The 15574-nt window shown below is 65.2% G+C and carries 17 protein-coding genes, 1 tRNA gene and 1 pseudogene; 13 read left to right on the top strand and 6 right to left on the bottom strand.

Annotation, left to right across the window (positions count from 1 at the left end; all coding sequences use genetic code 11):
- Positions 1-38: 38 nt before the first annotated feature.
- The 3 genes from rlmB (at position 39) to ABIB38_RS15000 (ending at position 2358) form a co-directional block, all read left to right on the top strand.
- Positions 39-782, top strand: coding sequence for a 23S rRNA (guanosine(2251)-2'-O)-methyltransferase RlmB (gene rlmB / locus ABIB38_RS15010; protein ID WP_429205024.1), 744 nt, complete (start codon positions 39-41; stop codon positions 780-782).
- 125 nt (positions 783-907) lie between these two features.
- A complete protein-coding gene (gene cysE, locus ABIB38_RS15005) occupies positions 908-1648 on the top strand; it encodes a serine O-acetyltransferase (protein WP_429205022.1) in 741 nt (246 codons plus the stop codon).
- A gap of 26 nt (positions 1649-1674) precedes the next feature.
- Entirely contained in the window at positions 1675-2358 is a 684-nt protein-coding gene (locus ABIB38_RS15000) for a YceH family protein (protein ID WP_429205020.1), read from the top strand.
- A 105-nt stretch (positions 2359-2463) separates the two neighbouring features.
- Here ABIB38_RS15000 and ABIB38_RS14995 read toward each other — a convergent pair whose 3' ends face one another.
- Genes ABIB38_RS14995 through ABIB38_RS14985 form a run of 3 tightly spaced genes read right to left on the bottom strand, consistent with a single transcriptional unit; the run spans position 2464 to position 4720 of the window.
- Positions 2464-3432 (bottom strand): hypothetical protein, encoded by a 969-nt coding sequence (locus ABIB38_RS14995; RefSeq protein ID WP_429205018.1) that lies wholly within the window; start codon positions 3430-3432, stop codon positions 2464-2466.
- The gene (locus ABIB38_RS14990; RefSeq protein WP_429205016.1) at positions 3429-4349 is read right to left on the bottom strand and encodes an ABC transporter ATP-binding protein; all 921 of its coding nucleotides are present in this window, start codon (positions 4347-4349) and stop codon (positions 3429-3431) included. The genes ABIB38_RS14995 and ABIB38_RS14990 overlap by 4 nt, the downstream gene beginning before the upstream one ends.
- Positions 4346-4720, bottom strand: a complete 375-nt coding sequence (locus ABIB38_RS14985) for a GntR family transcriptional regulator (protein ID WP_429205014.1) — start codon at positions 4718-4720, stop codon at positions 4346-4348. The genes ABIB38_RS14990 and ABIB38_RS14985 overlap by 4 nt, the downstream gene beginning before the upstream one ends.
- Before the next feature lie 231 nt (positions 4721-4951).
- Here ABIB38_RS14985 and ABIB38_RS14980 point away from each other — a divergent pair, with 231 nt between their 5' ends.
- Positions 4952-5347: a PPC domain-containing DNA-binding protein gene (locus ABIB38_RS14980; RefSeq protein WP_429205012.1), complete on the top strand. Its 396-nt coding sequence runs from the start codon at positions 4952-4954 to the stop codon at positions 5345-5347.
- On the opposite strand, the gene ABIB38_RS14975 is transcribed toward ABIB38_RS14980, so the two are convergent.
- The 3 genes from ABIB38_RS14975 to ABIB38_RS14965 all read right to left on the bottom strand — a co-directional run bounded on the left by ABIB38_RS14975 (position 5344) and on the right by ABIB38_RS14965 (position 7384).
- The gene (locus ABIB38_RS14975) at positions 5344-6126 is read right to left on the bottom strand and encodes a UDP-2,3-diacylglucosamine diphosphatase (RefSeq protein WP_429205010.1); all 783 of its coding nucleotides are present in this window, start codon (positions 6124-6126) and stop codon (positions 5344-5346) included. The genes ABIB38_RS14980 and ABIB38_RS14975 overlap by 4 nt on opposite strands.
- Before the next feature lie 31 nt (positions 6127-6157).
- Positions 6158-6649 (bottom strand): peptidylprolyl isomerase, encoded by a 492-nt coding sequence (locus ABIB38_RS14970; RefSeq protein ID WP_429205008.1) that lies wholly within the window; start codon positions 6647-6649, stop codon positions 6158-6160.
- A 66-nt stretch (positions 6650-6715) separates the two neighbouring features.
- Complete coding sequence (locus tag ABIB38_RS14965) at positions 6716-7384, bottom strand: peptidylprolyl isomerase (protein WP_429205007.1); 669 nt, start codon at positions 7382-7384, stop codon at positions 6716-6718.
- 288 nt (positions 7385-7672) lie between these two features.
- Here ABIB38_RS14965 and cysS point away from each other — a divergent pair, with 288 nt between their 5' ends.
- The 9 genes and pseudogenes from cysS to ABIB38_RS14920 all read left to right on the top strand — a co-directional run.
- Positions 7673-9067 carry a cysteine--tRNA ligase gene (gene cysS, locus ABIB38_RS14960; RefSeq protein ID WP_429205005.1) on the top strand — a complete coding sequence of 465 codons (1395 nt, stop codon included), beginning with the start codon at positions 7673-7675 and terminating at the stop codon, positions 9065-9067.
- Positions 9067-9780, top strand: coding sequence for a DNA-3-methyladenine glycosylase family protein (locus tag ABIB38_RS14955; RefSeq protein WP_429205002.1), 714 nt, complete (start codon positions 9067-9069; stop codon positions 9778-9780). The genes cysS and ABIB38_RS14955 overlap by 1 nt, the downstream gene beginning before the upstream one ends.
- 99 nt (positions 9781-9879) lie before the next feature.
- Positions 9880-10857 carry an acetyl-CoA carboxylase carboxyltransferase subunit alpha gene (locus tag ABIB38_RS14950; RefSeq protein WP_429205000.1) on the top strand — a complete coding sequence of 326 codons (978 nt, stop codon included), beginning with the start codon at positions 9880-9882 and terminating at the stop codon, positions 10855-10857.
- A gap of 103 nt (positions 10858-10960) precedes the next feature.
- The gene (gene tilS, locus ABIB38_RS14945; protein ID WP_429204998.1) at positions 10961-12286 is read left to right on the top strand and encodes a tRNA lysidine(34) synthetase TilS; all 1326 of its coding nucleotides are present in this window, start codon (positions 10961-10963) and stop codon (positions 12284-12286) included.
- A 148-nt stretch (positions 12287-12434) separates the two neighbouring features.
- Entirely contained in the window at positions 12435-13682 is a 1248-nt protein-coding gene (locus tag ABIB38_RS14940) for an aspartate kinase (protein WP_429204996.1), read from the top strand.
- A gap of 98 nt (positions 13683-13780) precedes the next feature.
- A tRNA-Ser gene (locus ABIB38_RS14935) sits at positions 13781-13873 on the top strand.
- Between the two features lie 166 nt (positions 13874-14039).
- On the top strand, positions 14040-14714 hold the full coding sequence (locus ABIB38_RS14930; protein ID WP_429204994.1) for a tyrosine-type recombinase/integrase: 675 nt from the start codon (positions 14040-14042) through the stop codon (positions 14712-14714).
- The gene (locus ABIB38_RS14925; protein WP_429204993.1) at positions 14606-15283 is read left to right on the top strand and encodes a tyrosine-type recombinase/integrase; all 678 of its coding nucleotides are present in this window, start codon (positions 14606-14608) and stop codon (positions 15281-15283) included. The genes ABIB38_RS14930 and ABIB38_RS14925 overlap by 109 nt, the downstream gene beginning before the upstream one ends.
- A 40-nt stretch (positions 15284-15323) precedes the next feature.
- Positions 15324-15492: pseudogene (locus ABIB38_RS14920) on the top strand (IS4 family transposase); the annotation flags it as partial.
- Positions 15493-15574: the final 82 nt, after the last annotated feature.

The following is a 15574-nucleotide window of genomic DNA, read 5'->3' as shown; positions in this document are numbered from 1 at the left end:
CAAGAAAAAAGCACCTGAAAGCGATTGAGAAGTAGCAAATGAAAAATAAAATGATTTTCGGCTTCCACGCCGTGACTTCGCGCCTGCGTCACGAGGCGCAGTCGGTGGAAGAGATCTTTGTCGATGCCGAGCGCAACGACGGCCGCATGAAGGACCTGATCGCCAATGCCAAGGCGGCCGGTGTCCGCGTGATGCCGGTCGACGCCGCGCGCCTCGACAAGATCACCGGCACCCGCCGCCACCAGGGCGTGATCGCCTTCGCCAGCCAGCTGGCGCTGGCGCGCAACCTGGACGAGCTGCTCGACGCGATCGAGGGTCCGCCGCTGCTGCTGATCCTGGACGGCATCACCGATCCGCACAACCTGGGCGCCTGCCTGCGCGTGGCCGACGGCGTCGGCGCGCACGCGGTGATCGTGCCGAAGGACCGCGCGGTCGGCCTGAACGCCACCGCCGCCAAGGTCGCCAGCGGCGCGGCCGAGACGGTGCCCTACATCTCCGTGACCAACCTGGCGCGCACCATGCGCGAGCTGAAGGAACGCGACATCCTCCTGATCGGCACCTCGGACGACGCCGAACGCGGCCTGTACGAGGCCGACTTCACCGGCCCGGCCGCCCTGGTCATGGGTTCGGAAGGCGAGGGCATGCGGCGCCTGACGCGCGAGACCTGCGACGTGCTGGTCAACATCCCGATGTTCGGCTCGGTCGAGAGCCTGAACGTGTCGGTCGCCTCGGGCGTCTGCCTGTACGAGGCGCGTCGCCAGCGCATCGCGCGCGAAGGCTGATTTTTCGCTCGAGCAGTCACGGCCTGGCGTCGCCTCCAGGCCGGTTTCCTCCGCATTCATTCCCCCCGCAAGCATTCCATCTCCGGATCGGCTACCATGACAGCCGTTCCATCCGAAGCGTCACCATGTTTTTCTCACGACTGCGCGAAGAAATTCGCAACATCATCGAGCGCGATCCCGCGGCCCGCAACGGCTGGGAGGTGCTGACCTGCTATCCGGGCCTGCACGCCATCGTCGCCCACCGCTGGGCCCACGCCTGCTGGCGCATGGGGCTGAAGTGGCTCGGCCGCTTCATCTCGTACCTGGCGCGCATCCTCACCGGCATCGAGATCCATCCCGGCGCCGCGATCGGCCGCCGGGTCTTCATCGATCACGGTTTCGGCGTGGTGATCGGCGAGACCGCCGTGATCGGCGACGACTGCACCATCTACCAGGGCGTCACGCTGGGCGGCACCACGCTGGTGGCCGGCACCAAGCGCCATCCGACGCTCGAGCGCGGCGTGATCGTCGGCGCCGGCGCCCAGGTGCTGGGCGCCTTCACGGTCGGCGAATACGCCAAGATCGGTTCCAACGCGGTGGTGGTCAAGCCGGTTCCGGCCGGCGCCACCGCGGTCGGCAATCCGGCCCATATCATCCGGAAAGAAGACCAGTCGCGCAGCGCGCGCCTGTTCGCCGCCTATGGCGTCACGCCCAACGGCGACGACCCGCTGTCGAAAGCCCTGCGCGGCCTGATCGACCACGCGGCGCGCCAGGACGAGCAGATCGAGCGCCTCACCGAGGCCATGCGCGCGGCCGGCCTGTGCTGCCCGCGGGTGCCGGAGGGTGATAAACTCGACTCGGAGCAACTGAACCGCTTGGTAGATTAAGTAGATTAAGCAGATTAAGGAATCGCATGACGAACGAAGCGACTGGCGGCAGCGACGCCGCGGCCGTGCTCGACCCGGTAGAGCTGCGCGTGCTGGCCGTGCTGGCCGAGAAAGAAGCGCTGACCCCCGATAACTATCCGATGTCGCTCAACGCGATCGTAAACGGATGCAATCAATTGTCGAGCCGCGACCCGGTGATGCAGCTGTCGGACGACATCGTCCTCGACACCCTGCAGCGCCTCGCCGAACGCAAGCTGGTCAATGCCATCTCGCAGGCCGGCGCCCGCGTGGTCAAGTACGAGCACCGCATGCGCATCAAGTGGACGCTGGAACAGGACAAGCTGGCCGTGCTCACGATCCTGATGCTGCGCGGCCTGCAGACCGCCGGCGAAATCCGCACCCGCAGCGGCCGCCTGCACGAGTTCAGGACCGTGCAGGACGTCGAGACGGCGCTGCAGTTCCTGATCGACAAATACCCGCCGCTGGTGGTCAAGCTGGACCGCGCGCCGGGCACCAAGGAATCGCGCTACGGCCAGCTGCTGGGCGGCGAGATCACCATCGTGGCCGGCAGCGAGCAGACCGCGTCGGCGTCCAGCGGCCAGACCCAGGGCGGCCGCATTGCCCAGCTCGAAGAAGAAGTCGCGTCGCTGCGCGGCGAGATGATTGATCTCAAGGCGCAGTTCGAGGCGTTTCGCCAGCAGTTCCAGTAAGCGCCGCCGCGGGGTCGGGCTCGGGCTCGAGCTCGAGCTACGATCGCCGCATGCTCGCGCACTTCCGCATCGCGCCCGTGATGGGGAGCAGGGCGCGCACGGTAGTCAACCCTCGTCGCGCCAGCGGCGCAGGCGGATCGCGCCGTAGATCATCGCGCAACCGGCGGCGGCGGCGATCCACACCGCGGGCGAGGCCAGCGTGCCGTAGGACAGGCGCAGCAGCATCGGCCCGTCGATCCCGGCGCTCTGGGTGGCCAGGGCCGCGCCGTGGACCTCGCCGAACCAGATGCCCGGCATCAGGCCGCCGAGGATGCGCGCCACCACTTCTTCGCCGAACCACTTGACGTTCAGGCTCAGGCCCGAGAAACGGCCGACCAGGAAATCGAACCAGGCCAGCAGGGCCAGCGCCACCAAAGGCACGCCCACCGCCCACAGGAACACCTTGGAGCGGGCCCAGCTCGACACCAGCAGCAGCCAGCCGACGGTCGGCAGCGCCCACAGGATGTACAGCGGCACGAAGCCCAGCAGGTAGAGCGGCGACAGGTAGAAGTTCGCATTGGCCAGCACCGGGGCGATCAGGTTGACGCCCTTGATGGCGCTGGCCAGCAGGCCGAGCACCAGCAGCACGAGGGACGTGGCCAGGCCAATCGCCACCGTCAGGAGCGGCGCCAGCACCAGCGCGACCGCGACCTTCGACAGCACGGTCTCGCGGTCCGATATCGGCAGCGACTTCCAGAACAGGATGCTGCGGTCGCGCCGTTCGTCGTGCAGGGCCGCCAGGCAGTAGAAGAACACCACCACCGGCAGCACCAGGAACAGCGGCGCCGTGATCGCCAGGTAGCTCGAGGCCGCGACCGCCGCCGCCCTGGCATGCATTTCCGGCGGAAAGCCGTCGATCGTGATCATCGGCCGGCCATCGACCTGGAGGTGGAAGGCGCCGGTGGTGGCCAGCGCGTACAGGAAGCCGCCGCCGAGCAGCAGCACCAGCGCCGCCGCCACCGCCAGCGGCGCATACAGGAACGCGCCCTTGTGTTCCCACAGCTCGCGCCGGATCAGCCATTTCATCGTGTTCATGCGTAGCTTCCTTTCATGGTGGCGACGAACAGGTCGGCCACGCTCGGGTGGCGGACTTCGCCCAGGGCTTCGAGCTGGCTGCGCGACAGGCCGCCGGCGCGCTCGGTATCGAACAGCATCACCGACTTGCCGAACATGGCGCGCTGGTCGAGCGGCTGCAGGGCGCGCGCCGCGGCGGCTTTTTTGTTGGGCACCATCACCTCGACATAGCGCCGGCCGATCTCTTCCATCGAGGCCGCGAGCGCGATTTTCCCGTCGCGGATGAACAGCAGGTCGGTCAGGATGTGCTCGACTTCTTCCACCTGATGGGTGGTGATGACGATGGTTTTTTGTTCGTCAAAGTAGTCTTCGAGCAGGTGCTGGTAGAACTGCTTGCGATACAGGATGTCGAGCCCGAGCGTCGGCTCGTCCAGCACCAGCAGGCGGGCGTCGATCGCCATCACCAGCGCCAGGTGCAGTTGCACGACCATGCCCTTCGACATTTGCTTGACCTTCATGCCCGGCGTCAGCCTGGTGTTGGCGATGTAGCGCTCGGCCTTGCTGCGGTTAAAGCGCGGATGCACGCCCTCGACGAAGTCGACCGCGTCCTTGACCCGCAGCCAGCGCGGCAGGATGGCGACGTCGGCGATGAAGCACACGTCCTTCATCAGGTCGTCGCGCCGGGTGCGCGGATCCAGGCCCAGCACCGACAGTTCGCCCTCGAACGGGATCAGGCCCAGCGCCGCCTTGAGCGTGGTGGTCTTGCCCGAACCATTGGGGCCGATCAGGCCGACGATGCGCCCGGCCGGGATCTCGAAGTCGATGCCGTCGACGGCCACCTGCTTGCCGTAGCGCTTGGTCAACCCGCGTGCGGACAGGACGGCGCCCGAGGCCGAGTGCGGGGGCGTGTCGTGGAGCGCGTCTTGAACGGTGTTCATGCCGCACCTCCCTGCGCATCGCCGCTGTCGCGCAGCAGTTGTTCGACATCGAGCCCCAGGCGGCGGATGCGCTCGACCATGGCCGGCCACTCTTCGCGGATGAAACGTTCGCGTTCGCTTGCCAGCAGCTTTTCGCTTGCTCCCTCGGTGACGTACATGCCAATTCCCCTTCGTTTTTCCACCAGGCGCTCGTCGACGAGTTCCTGGTATGCCTTCGACACTGTTATCGGGTTCAGTTGATACTCGGCGGCGATCGAGCGCACCGAGGGCAGGGCGTCGCCGGCTTTCAATACGCCGTCGAGCATCATGCCGACCACCCGCTCCTTGAGCTGGCGGTAGATCGGGGTGCTATCGTTCCAGTCGGCGCTCATCAATGGCCTCCCTCCCGGTGCGTAGTAGTGTGGTACTCATATTGCCTCCCTGGTGAGGTATTGAAGTGGTGTTGTAGTTAACTATAACACCAAGGTTGAAAATGTAAAGACGTATACCGCACCTCATGCGCACATCATGCGCACCGCATGAGCGCGAGGGCCTGCAGCGAAAAGTCAGGCGCGGCTTGCTACAATCGCCCATCCCCACGGCCATCGCGCAGCGACCACCTCATGCAACTCCTGCCCATCCGCCTGCGCCCGCGTCAAGACCTGCGCGAGGCGCTCGCCGCAATACTGTCAGAACACGGCGTGGGCGCTGCCTTCGTGCTGTCGGGCATCGGCAGCCTGAGCGAGGCACGGATCCGTTATGCGGGCGCGGGCGAGGCGGGGCTGCTGCGCGGCGACCTGGAAATCCTGACCTTGTCGGGCTCCATCGCGCCGGATGGCGTGCACCTGCACATGACGGTATCGGACGCGCAGGGGAAGGTGATCGGCGGGCATGTGGCGCCGGGCTGCACGGTGCGCACCACGGCCGAGATCCTGCTGGCGCTGCTGCCGGACTACCGTTTCAGCCGCGCGCCGGATCCGCAGTCCGGGTGGGATGAACTGGTGGTGCGCAGGCTTTAAGCCCCCTGGAAAAGCCTGAGTTCGGTCAGGTCGTGGCGCTCGATGCTGCCGTCGGCATGCAGCGCGCACCAGCCGCCGCGCGGCGGCTCGGCGTCGAGTTCCCAATCGGGCAGCACGTAGCGCAGGCGCGTCGTGCGTTCATGCCGGTGTTCGTGCACGGCGGGACGGTGGGTATGGCCATGGATGATGACGTCGGCCCCGGTCTCGAGGAACACGGCGTCGATCGCGTCCGGCGTGACGTCCACGCTCTCGTACGATTTCCCGGTGTGGGCTTCGCGCGAGCCCTGGCGCAGGCCGGCGATGATGGCCTTGCGCTGGGTCAGCGGCATGCCGAGGAAATGGGCCTGCCAGGCGCTTTGGCGCACCTGGGCGCGAAACGCCATGTACTGGGTGTCGAGCGTGCACTGGGCGTCGCCGTGCAGCAGGGCCACGCGGCGCGCGCCGGCCTCGATCAGGTGCGGGTCTTGCAGCAGTTTCAGGCCGGCGGCCTGGGCGAAGGCGTCGCCGACCAGAAAATCGCGGTTGCCGGCCATCCAGTAGACGGCGGTGCCGGCGTCGGCCACCGCGCGGATCGCGGCGACGATGCGTGCGTTGAACGGGTCGGCGAGGTCGTCGTCGCCGGCCCAGTATTCGAAGATGTCGCCGAGCAGGTAGAGCCGCTCGGCCTGCACCGCGCGCTCGCTCAGGAAGGCCAGGAAGGCTTCCAGCGTGCGCGGATGCGAGACCTGCAGGTGCAGGTCGGAGATGAACAGCGCGAACGGGCGCCGAGTACGCGTCATTGGAGCGACGGGTGCCAGTGCGCGCCGCGCATTACAGCACTTCGATCTTTTCGATGATGACCGCGTCGACCGGCACGTCCGAGTGCATGCCGGTGCGGCTGGTCTTGACGCCGTTGATCGCGTCGACCACGTCCTGGCCTTCGGTCACTTTGCCGAACACGGCGTAGCCCCAGCCGTCCTGGCCCGGGTAGTCGAGGAAGGCATTGTTCTTGGTGTTGATGAAGAACTGGGCCGATGCCGAGTGCGGCGCCGAGGTGCGGGCCATGGCCAGCGTGTACTTGTCGTTCTTCAGGCCGTTCTTGGCTTCGTTCTCGACGGTCGCTTCGGTCGGCTTTTGCTTCATGCCCGGCTCGAAGCCGCCGCCCTGGATCATGAAGTCCTTGATCACGCGGTGGAAGATGGTGTTGGCGAAGTGGCCCTTGTTGACGTAGTCCAGGAAGTTGGCAACGGTCTTCGGTGCCTTTTCGGCGTCCAGCTCGGCGGTGATGTTGCCCTGGTTGGTGGTGATGAGAATGGTCGTCATGGCTTGTCCTGTTCTGTGGGTGGTTGTTTGCCCGGTGTTGCAACTGCGGCAACTGCGGCAAAACCGTTATTTTACTAGCTTGTCGCGCTGAAGCAGGGTGACGTTCGTAATCTTGATCGGCACGACCGGCACGTTCTGCATGCCGCGCACGTCGTCGACGACCACGCCCTTGATCTTGTCGACCACCTCCCGGCCCTTCACGACCTTGCCGAACACGGTATAGCCCGAGCCCTTGACGAAGGGATGGTCGATGCCGGAATTGTCGGCGACATTGATGAACCACTGCGAGGTCGCGCTGTCGGGATTGTCTTCGCGCGCCATGGCGATGGTATAGGGCTGGTTCGACAGGCCGTTGCTCGATTCGTTCTTCACGGGTTTGAGGGTTTTTCTGCCCTCGAACTTCTCGTTCATGCCGCCGGCCTGGATCATGAAGCCGTCGATCACGCGGTGGAAGATCGTGCCATTGTAAAAGCCCGACTTGGCGTAGGCGGCGAAATTGGCGACGGTCCTGGGGGCTTTTTCCTGGTCGAGCTGGACGACGATCTCGCCCATCGTGGTCTTGATCGCGTACTGCGGGCCGACCATGGCCGGGGCGTCGGCGGCCTCGGGCGCTGCCACCGGCGCGGCGGTTTCCTGGGCCGGCGCGGCGCTTGACAACAGCAGGCCGCAGGCGAGCAGGGCGCTGGCGCCCGTCATGCGGGCAAGCAGGGAACGGCGGGTGATCGATGGCGACATCTGGCTTCCTCTGATGGACCTCGCGCAAGGCGCTGTCAAGGGTTTTCCCTAAAAATAAAGCTGGACCGTAGGCGGCCAGCCGGGATTTTATCAATGCTATACTCCACGAAGACGCGTTGACGAAAAGGCGTGCGCAGAGCAACGACCCATTCTATCAAATAAGAACAACACCGAGGAGTCAGGCGAACCCGGCGCCGCACCTGTCCAGGGCGCACCAGCATGGCTGTCGCTGCGCCGTAGGTTGCGGCCTGCGCCGCGCCCGGCGCTCCTCTTCCGAATCGGAATTTAATGAGCCAACTCAAGATTTACAACACGCTCGCGCGTGACAAGCAGGTATTCGTTCCCAGGGTCGCCGGCAAGGTCGGCATGTATGTGTGCGGCATGACCATCTACGATTACTGCCACGTCGGCCACGCGCGGATGATGATGGCTTTCGATGTCGTGTACCGCTGGCTGATGGCGTCCGGCTACGACGTCAACTACGTGCGCAACATCACCGATATCGACGACAAGATCATCAAGCGCGCGGTCGAGAATGGCGAGACTATCGGCGCGCTGACGAAGCGCTTCGAGAAATACATGGACGAAGACACGGCCGCGCTCGGCATCCTGCCGCCGACCGTGGTGCCGCGCGCCACCGAATACGTGCCGCACATGCTCTCGATCATCGAGAAGCTCGAGCAAAAGGGCCTGGCCTATCAAACCGAAGACGGCGACGTCAACTACGCCGTGCGTGGCTTCGAAGGCTACGGCAAGCTGTCCGGCAAGTCGCTCGACGACCTGCGCGCCGGCGAGCGCGTCGACGTCAAGACGGCCAAGCGCGACCCGCTCGACTTCGTGCTGTGGAAGGCCGCCAAGGAATCCGAACCGGCTGAGGCCAAATGGGATTCGCAGTGGGGCCGCGGCCGTCCGGGCTGGCACATCGAGTGCTCGGCCATGTCGTGCGCCACGCTCGGCGAACACTTCGACATCCACGGCGGCGGCGCCGACCTGCAGTTCCCGCACCACGAGAACGAGATCGCGCAATCCGAGGGCGCCTTCGGCGGCCCGATGGTCAATTACTGGATCCATAACGGTTTCGTGCGCGTGGATAACGAAAAGATGTCCAAGTCGCTGGGCAACTTCTTCACCATCCGCGAAGTCCTCGCCAAGTACGATGCCGAAGTGGTGCGCTTCTTCATCCTGCGCGCCCATTACCGCAGCCCGCTGAATTACTCGGACGTGCACATCGACGACGCCAGGGGCGCGCTCACGCGCCTGTACACCGCGCTTGCCGACGTCGACCTGGGCGATGGCGAGCCGGCCGTGAACTGGGACGAGCCGCACGCGAAGCGCTTCCGCGACGCGATGGACGACGATTTCAATACCCCGCTGGCGGTGGCCGAACTGTTCGACCTGGCGAGCGAAGTCAACCGCAGCAAGTCGGTGCAGGCTGCACGCCAGCTGAAGGCGCTGGCCGGCGTGCTGGGCCTGCTCGAACGCGCGCCGCAAGCCTTCCTGCAGGCCGGCACGCCGGGCAGCGGCGGGCTCGACGAAGCGGCGATCCTGGACGCGATCGCACGCCGCGCGACCGCCAAGGCCGCACGCGACTTCGCCCAGGCCGACGCGATCCGCAAGGAACTCACGGCAGCCGGCATCGTCCTGGAAGACAAGGCCGACGGAACGACCTGGCGCCGCGCATAATGGCAGCGAACAAGGACAAGGCCGGCGGCGCCGCCGCAGGCGCCAGCGTGGAGTCGTCGGCGCTGCCGGCGCAGGATGCGCTGGCGGTGCCGATCTACTGGGCCGAGGCCAAGCGCGAACTGATGCAGCGCGACCGCATCATGAACAAGCTGATCCCCCAGTTCGGCGACCTGCACCTGCGCGGCCAGCCCGACCCGTTCATCACGCTGGCGCGGTCGATCGTCGGCCAGCAGGTGACCCCGAAGGCGGCCGACCTGGCCTGGGGCAAATTGCTTGCCGTCTGCCCCAAACTGGCGCCGAGCCAGGTGATCAAGCTGGGCGCCGTGCAGCTGTCGGGCTGCGGCCTGTCCAAGCGCAAGACCGAATACATCCTCGACCTGGCCGACCATTTCAAGGCCAGGCGGGTGCATGCCGACCTGTGGTCCGAAATGGACGACGAAGCCGTCATCGCCGAGCTGGTCCAGATCCGCGGCATCACGCGCTGGACAGCCGAGATGTTTTTGATATTTAATCTGCTGCGGCCGAACGTCCTGCCGCTGGACGACCCCGGCCTGATCCAGGGCATCAGCCAAAACTATTTCTCGGGTGAGCCAGTCTCGCGCAGCGATGCGCGCGAGGTCGCCGCCAACTGGGAACCCTGGCGCACGGTGGCTACATGGTATTTGTGGCGCAGCCTGGACCCGGTTTCATCCACGGCGTCGCCCGATAACTGAGCAATTCAGGCATTCGATACGCTGTCGGCTTACGGTAGAATAGCGCCCTGATCGGCCGCGCGTCACGGAGCGCGGCCAAGACATTACCCCGGAGGTACAATGACTAAAACAACTTTCCTCAATTTTGAGCAGCCGATTGCCGAGCTCGATTCCAAGATTGAAGAGCTGCGTTTCGTACAAGACGATTCCGCTGTCGACATCTCCGAAGAGATCGATCGCCTGGACAAGAAGAGCCAGCAGCTCACCAAGGACATCTATGCCAAGCTGACTCCGTGGCAAGTGTCGCAGATCGCGCGTCACCCGCAGCGTCCTTACACGATGGACTATGTGAACGCGATCTTCACCGATTTCCATGAACTGCACGGCGACCGCACCTTCGCCGACGACCAGTCGATCATCGGCGGCCTGGCCCGCTTCAACGGCCAGCCCTGCATGGTGATCGGCCACCAAAAAGGGCGCGACACCAAGGAGCGCGCGATGCGCAACTTCGGCATGCCGAAGCCCGAAGGCTACCGCAAGGCGATGCGCCTGATGAAGCTGGCGGAAAAATTCGGCCTGCCGATCTTCACCTTCGTCGATACGCCCGGCGCCTTCCCCGGCATCGACGCCGAAGAGCGCGGCCAGTCGGAAGCCATCGGCCACAACCTGTATGTGATGGCCGAACTGAAGGTGCCGCTGATCGCCACCATCATCGGCGAGGGCGGTTCGGGCGGCGCGCTGGCGATCGCCGTCGGCGATGCGGTGCTGATGCTGCAGTACTCGACCTACTCGGTGATTTCGCCCGAAGGCTGCGCCTCGATCCTGTGGAAGACCTCGGAGCGCGCGTCTGACGCTGCCGACGCCCTGGGCCTGACCGCGCACCGCCTGAAGGCGATGGGCCTGATCGACAAGATCGTCAGCGAGCCGCTGGGCGGCGCCCACCGCGATCCGGCGCAGATGGCGCAAATGCTCAAGCGCGCACTGGCCGATTCGCTGCGCCAGTTCCAGGGCATGAAACCGAAGGACCTGCTGGAAGCGCGTCACGCGAAGCTGATGAGCTATGGCAAGTTCAAGGAAACGCTGCCGCGCGAGGAGTGATCCTCTGAGCCGTTCCAAACGCGGGGCCGACCCGGCCGGGCTGGTCCCGGCAACGTTCGCGCAGGCCATGCCTGGCCTGCGCGCCAAGTACTCCCCCCACTCCATGGCAGTTGCCTGCAGCGGCGGCCTCGATTCGATGGTCTTGCTGCGGCTGGCGCACGACTGGTGCGCGCAGCAGGGCGTGCGGCTGCATGCCTTCCACGTGCATCACGGACTGAGTCCGCATGCCGACGACTGGCGCGCGCACTGCGAGCGCAGCGCGGCCTCGCTCGGCGTCGGCTTCGACCATCGGCGCGTGACGATCCCCCGTGACGGCTCCGGCGTCGAGGCCGCGGCGCGCAAGCTGCGCTACGCCGCACTGGGCGAGATGTGCCGCGCGCATGACGTCCAGCTGCTGCTCACCGCCCACCACCTGGACGACCAGGCCGAGACCGTGCTGCTGCAATTGCTGCGCGGCTCGGGCGCCGCCGGGCTGTCGGGCATGGACGCGGACAATCTCGCGCCGGGCCTGCTGGGCGGCGCCGAGCTGGCGCTGGCGCGGCCGCTGCTGACGCAGCCGCGCGCGGCGCTGGAGGCGTTTGCGCGCGCGCATGCGCTGGCCTGGGTCGAGGACGAATCGAACCAGGACCCGCGCTACACCCGCAATGCGCTGCGCCACCAGGTGATGCCGGCGCTGGCGGCGAACTTCCCCGGCTTTCAGGCGCGCCTGGCGCGCGGCGCGGCCCACGTGGCCGCGGCCCAGCGCCTGCTCGACGAGCTGGCGGCCGCCGATCTGGCGGCCTGCCAGGACGGCGACGCCATCGATCTGGCTTATCTGGCCGCGCTGAGCGCCGAGCGCATCGACAATTTCATGCGCCACCTGTTCACGGTGCGTGGCCTGGCGATGCCGTCGACCGCGTGGCTCAACGAGATGGTGGCGCAGCTGTTCTCGGCGCGCGAGGATGCGCAATTGAAGGTCACGCATCCGGGCTGCCATATCCGCCGCCACCGCGGCAAGCTCTACCTCACGCCGCACCTGCCGGAATTGGCCGGCATGCGCGACCCGGACGATGTCGGCGTGCTCGACCGGGAAGGGCAGGCGTTCCGCTGGCAGGGCGAGGCGTCGATCGCCTTCCCGGACTACGGCGGCGTGCTGCACTTCGCGCGCGCGGAGCAGGGGTTCGACGCGGCCTGGCTGCGCGCGCAGACCCTGACCATCGACTTTCGCAAGGGCGGCGAGCGCCTGAAACCCGCGGCCAACCGGCCGTCGCGCAGCCTGAAGGCGCACTACCAGGCGCTGGGCGTGCCGGCGTGGGAGCGCGAGCGGCTGCCGACGGTGAGCCGCGACCGCGACCTGCTGTTCGCGGCGGGCATCGGCATGGATTGCCGGCACTGGTCGGTGACTGGCCGGGAATTGATCGGCCTGCGCTGGGAAGTGATCCTCGGCTAGATTGTATAGGCAAGTGTATTCCGAAAACGCATTAGGTTATTTTCTTTCCATATAGCTTTTTCGGTCGCCAAGCCTTGTGATGCCGCGTTGCAGCATGCTACATTAAGAGTCTTCTTTTCTCTTTACACAAGCTGGAACCCTTCCTGATATGGCTTTAATTGTCCACAAATATGGCGGCACGTCGATGGGATCGACGGACCGTATCAAGAATGTCGCGGCCCGGGTGGCCAAGTGGCATGACGCAGGTCACCAAATCGTCGTGGTTCCGTCCGCGATGTCGGGCGAGACCAACCGCCTGATTGGTCTGGCCAAGGAAATCATGCCGCAGCCGGACCCGCGTGAACTGGACATGATCGCCTCGACCGGCGAGCAGGTGTCGGTGGGCCTGCTGGCCATGGCGCTGCTGGCCATCGGCAAGGATGCGGTGTCCTACACTGGCTGGCAGGCGGGTATTCGCACCGACTCGTCGTTCACCAAGGCGCGCATCCAGTCGATCGACGACAGCCGCGTGCTGCGCGACGTCGCTGCCGGCAAGATCGTCATCATCACCGGTTTCCAGGGCGTGGATGAGGAAGGCAATATCTCGACCCTGGGCCGTGGCGGCTCGGATACGTCGGCAGTGGCGATTGCCGCCGCGCTGAAGGCCAAGGAATGCCTGATCTACACTGACGTCGACGGCGTCTACACGACCGACCCGCGCGTGGTGGACGAGGCGCGCCGCCTGTCGAAGATCACGTTCGAAGAAATGCTCGAACTGGCCTCGCTGGGCTCGAAAGTGCTGCAGACGCGCTCGGTCGAGTTCGCCGGTAACTACCAGGTGCCGACGCGCGTGCTGTCGTCGCTGACCGATCCCCTGATGCCGCTGGAAGAAGAAGCCCAGTCCGGCACCCTGATTTCGTTTGAGGAAGAAAGCAATATGGAACAAGCCGTCATCTCCGGCATCGCGTTCAATCGCGACGAAGCAAAGATCACCGTCCTGGGCGTGCCGGACAAGCCGGGCGTGGCGTACCACATCCTGGGCCCGATCGCCGATGCGAACATCGAAGTCGACATGATCATCCAGAACCAGTCGGTGGACGGCAAGACCGATTTCACCTTCACCGTGCCGCGCAATGACTACGTGCGCGCGATGGGCGTGCTGGAGAGCCAGCAGCAGGCGCTGGGCGCAACCCGGGTGCTGGGCGACGCCAAGGTGTCGAAGGTGTCGGCGGTGGGCGTGGGCATGCGCAGCCACGTCGGCGTGGCGTCGCAGATGTTCCGCACCTTGTCGGAAGAGGGCATCAACATCCAGATGATCTCGACCTCGGAAATCAAGATCTCGGTCCTGATCGACGAGAAATACATGGAACTGGCCGTGCGCGCGCTGCACAAAGCATTTGGCCTGGAGCAAGGTTAACAAATTTCAAAATTTTTGGGCGTGCGTTCTTGACGCATTGAGGTCCAGCCCTTAAGATGCCTGCACTCAGCGCTGACGTGCAAACGCCGGCTCTGATGGGAGACGTGGCCGAGTGGCCGAAGGCACTTCCCTGCTAAGGAAGCATACGGCTTATACCCGTATCGTGGGTTCGAATCCCACCGTCTCCGCCAGATCAAGGTCCCAGATGTTTAGGGACATCAAAGAACCCGCTGATCTCATAGAGAAAGCGGGTTTTTTGTTGCCTAATACTGTCCAGTGTCATCCCCCGAGAGCCAGCATTCCTGGGGGCTCGTTTGGGGGCCTCGTTGGGGTCCCCTTGGACAGGAGGCCCCCAAAATGCCCAAGCGCGTACCGCCGCTGACCCAGCTGCAGATCAAGAACGCCAAGCCTCGCGAGAAGCCCTACAAGCTCGCCGATGGTGGGGGCCTCTACCTCGAGGTCACCCCGGTCGGCGGCAAGCACTGGCGCATGAAGTACCGCCAGCCCAACGGCAAGGAAAACAAGCTTCATTTCGGCGCCTTCCCGGCAGTATCGCTGCTTGACGCGCGTGAGCGGCGCGACAGCGCCCGCCAGCTCCTGGCTGCGGGTGCCGATCCGGCGCGCGTGCGCGACGAGCAGGCGCGCCAGGCACGAATGGCGGCTGCAAACACTTTCGAGCAAGTGGCGCGTGAATGGCACCAGACAATGCTTGCGCAGTGGCAGGCCCAGACCGCCCGCGATATCCTTCACCGCTTCGAACAGGACGTCTTCCCGCAGATCGGGAAGCTGGCCGTCACCGAGATCCGGTCGCGTGACGTCATCGATGCCATCCGTGCGGTCGAGCGCCGTGGGGTACTCGAGATCGCCAGCCGGCTTGCCGCAACTGTTCAAGGGTATTCAGGTACGCGATGCGTTGCGGACTGGTGGAGCGCAACCCCGCTGAGCACTTGCGCGAGGTGCTGGCGCCAAGGGAGAAGGGCCACTTCGCCGCGATCGGGTCGGATGGGCTGCCGGAGTTCCTGCGCGCCCTGAACGCGAACGAGGCCTGCATGGGGCTGCCTGTGCGGGTCGCGATGCGCCTGATGCTGCTGGTGTTCGTGCGCACCTCCGAGCTGATCGAGACGCCGTGGGCAGAGATCGACCTGGAGACGGGCGAGTGGGTCATCCCGTGGCGTCACATGAAGCGCGGGAAGCGGCGCATCAACCCGGACAAAACGGACCACCATGTATGCCTGTCGCGGCAGGGCCTGGCCTTGCTGCGGCAGCTGCACCGGCTCACCGGCGGCGGCACCTGGCTGTTCCCCAACATGCGCGACCCAAAGCGCCCGATGAGCGATAACGCCTTGCTCAAGGCCCTGGAGCGGATGGGGTACAAGGGCGACATGACCGGGCATGGCTTTCGCTCGCTTGCCATGAGCACCTTGAAGGAGCGGCTGGGCTACCGGCACGAGGTGCTGGACCGCCAGCTCGCCCACGCGCAGAAGGACAAGCTGGAAAGCGCGTACGACCGGGCTAGTTACCTGGAGGAGCGGCGCGCGATGATGCAACGCTGCGCTGACTACCTCGGTAATCCCCCTATTTTCAGAGCGGGCTTTAAGTAGAAAATGCTACTTCTGAACGCTCTCTTTTTGTGGGGGGATTACCACTTCACGCAGCCGTACCATCGAAGGCGTCTATCAGGAGATCTGGGGGAACACTGACTGCTTACGATCCGATACGGCTGGAGATCGCCAAGGCAGCATTGGAAGTGAAGTGTGAGCCGACCGAAATTAGCTTCATCCGTGCCTTCCACGTGATCCAGTACGAACTGGCGCCCCAAGCTCGGTGTTGGTGACTGCGCCGTCCGCTAAAGGAGCAGGCGCGGGCTTGTCATTGTTATTGAGAATGGGTTA

The organism is Massilia sp. UYP11 (assembly GCF_050434805.1).
Taxonomy (GTDB): Bacteria; Pseudomonadota; Gammaproteobacteria; order Burkholderiales; family Burkholderiaceae_D; genus Telluria.
Note: the sequence above shows the minus strand (reverse complement) of the source record. Positions and strands in the feature narration are given on the sequence as shown.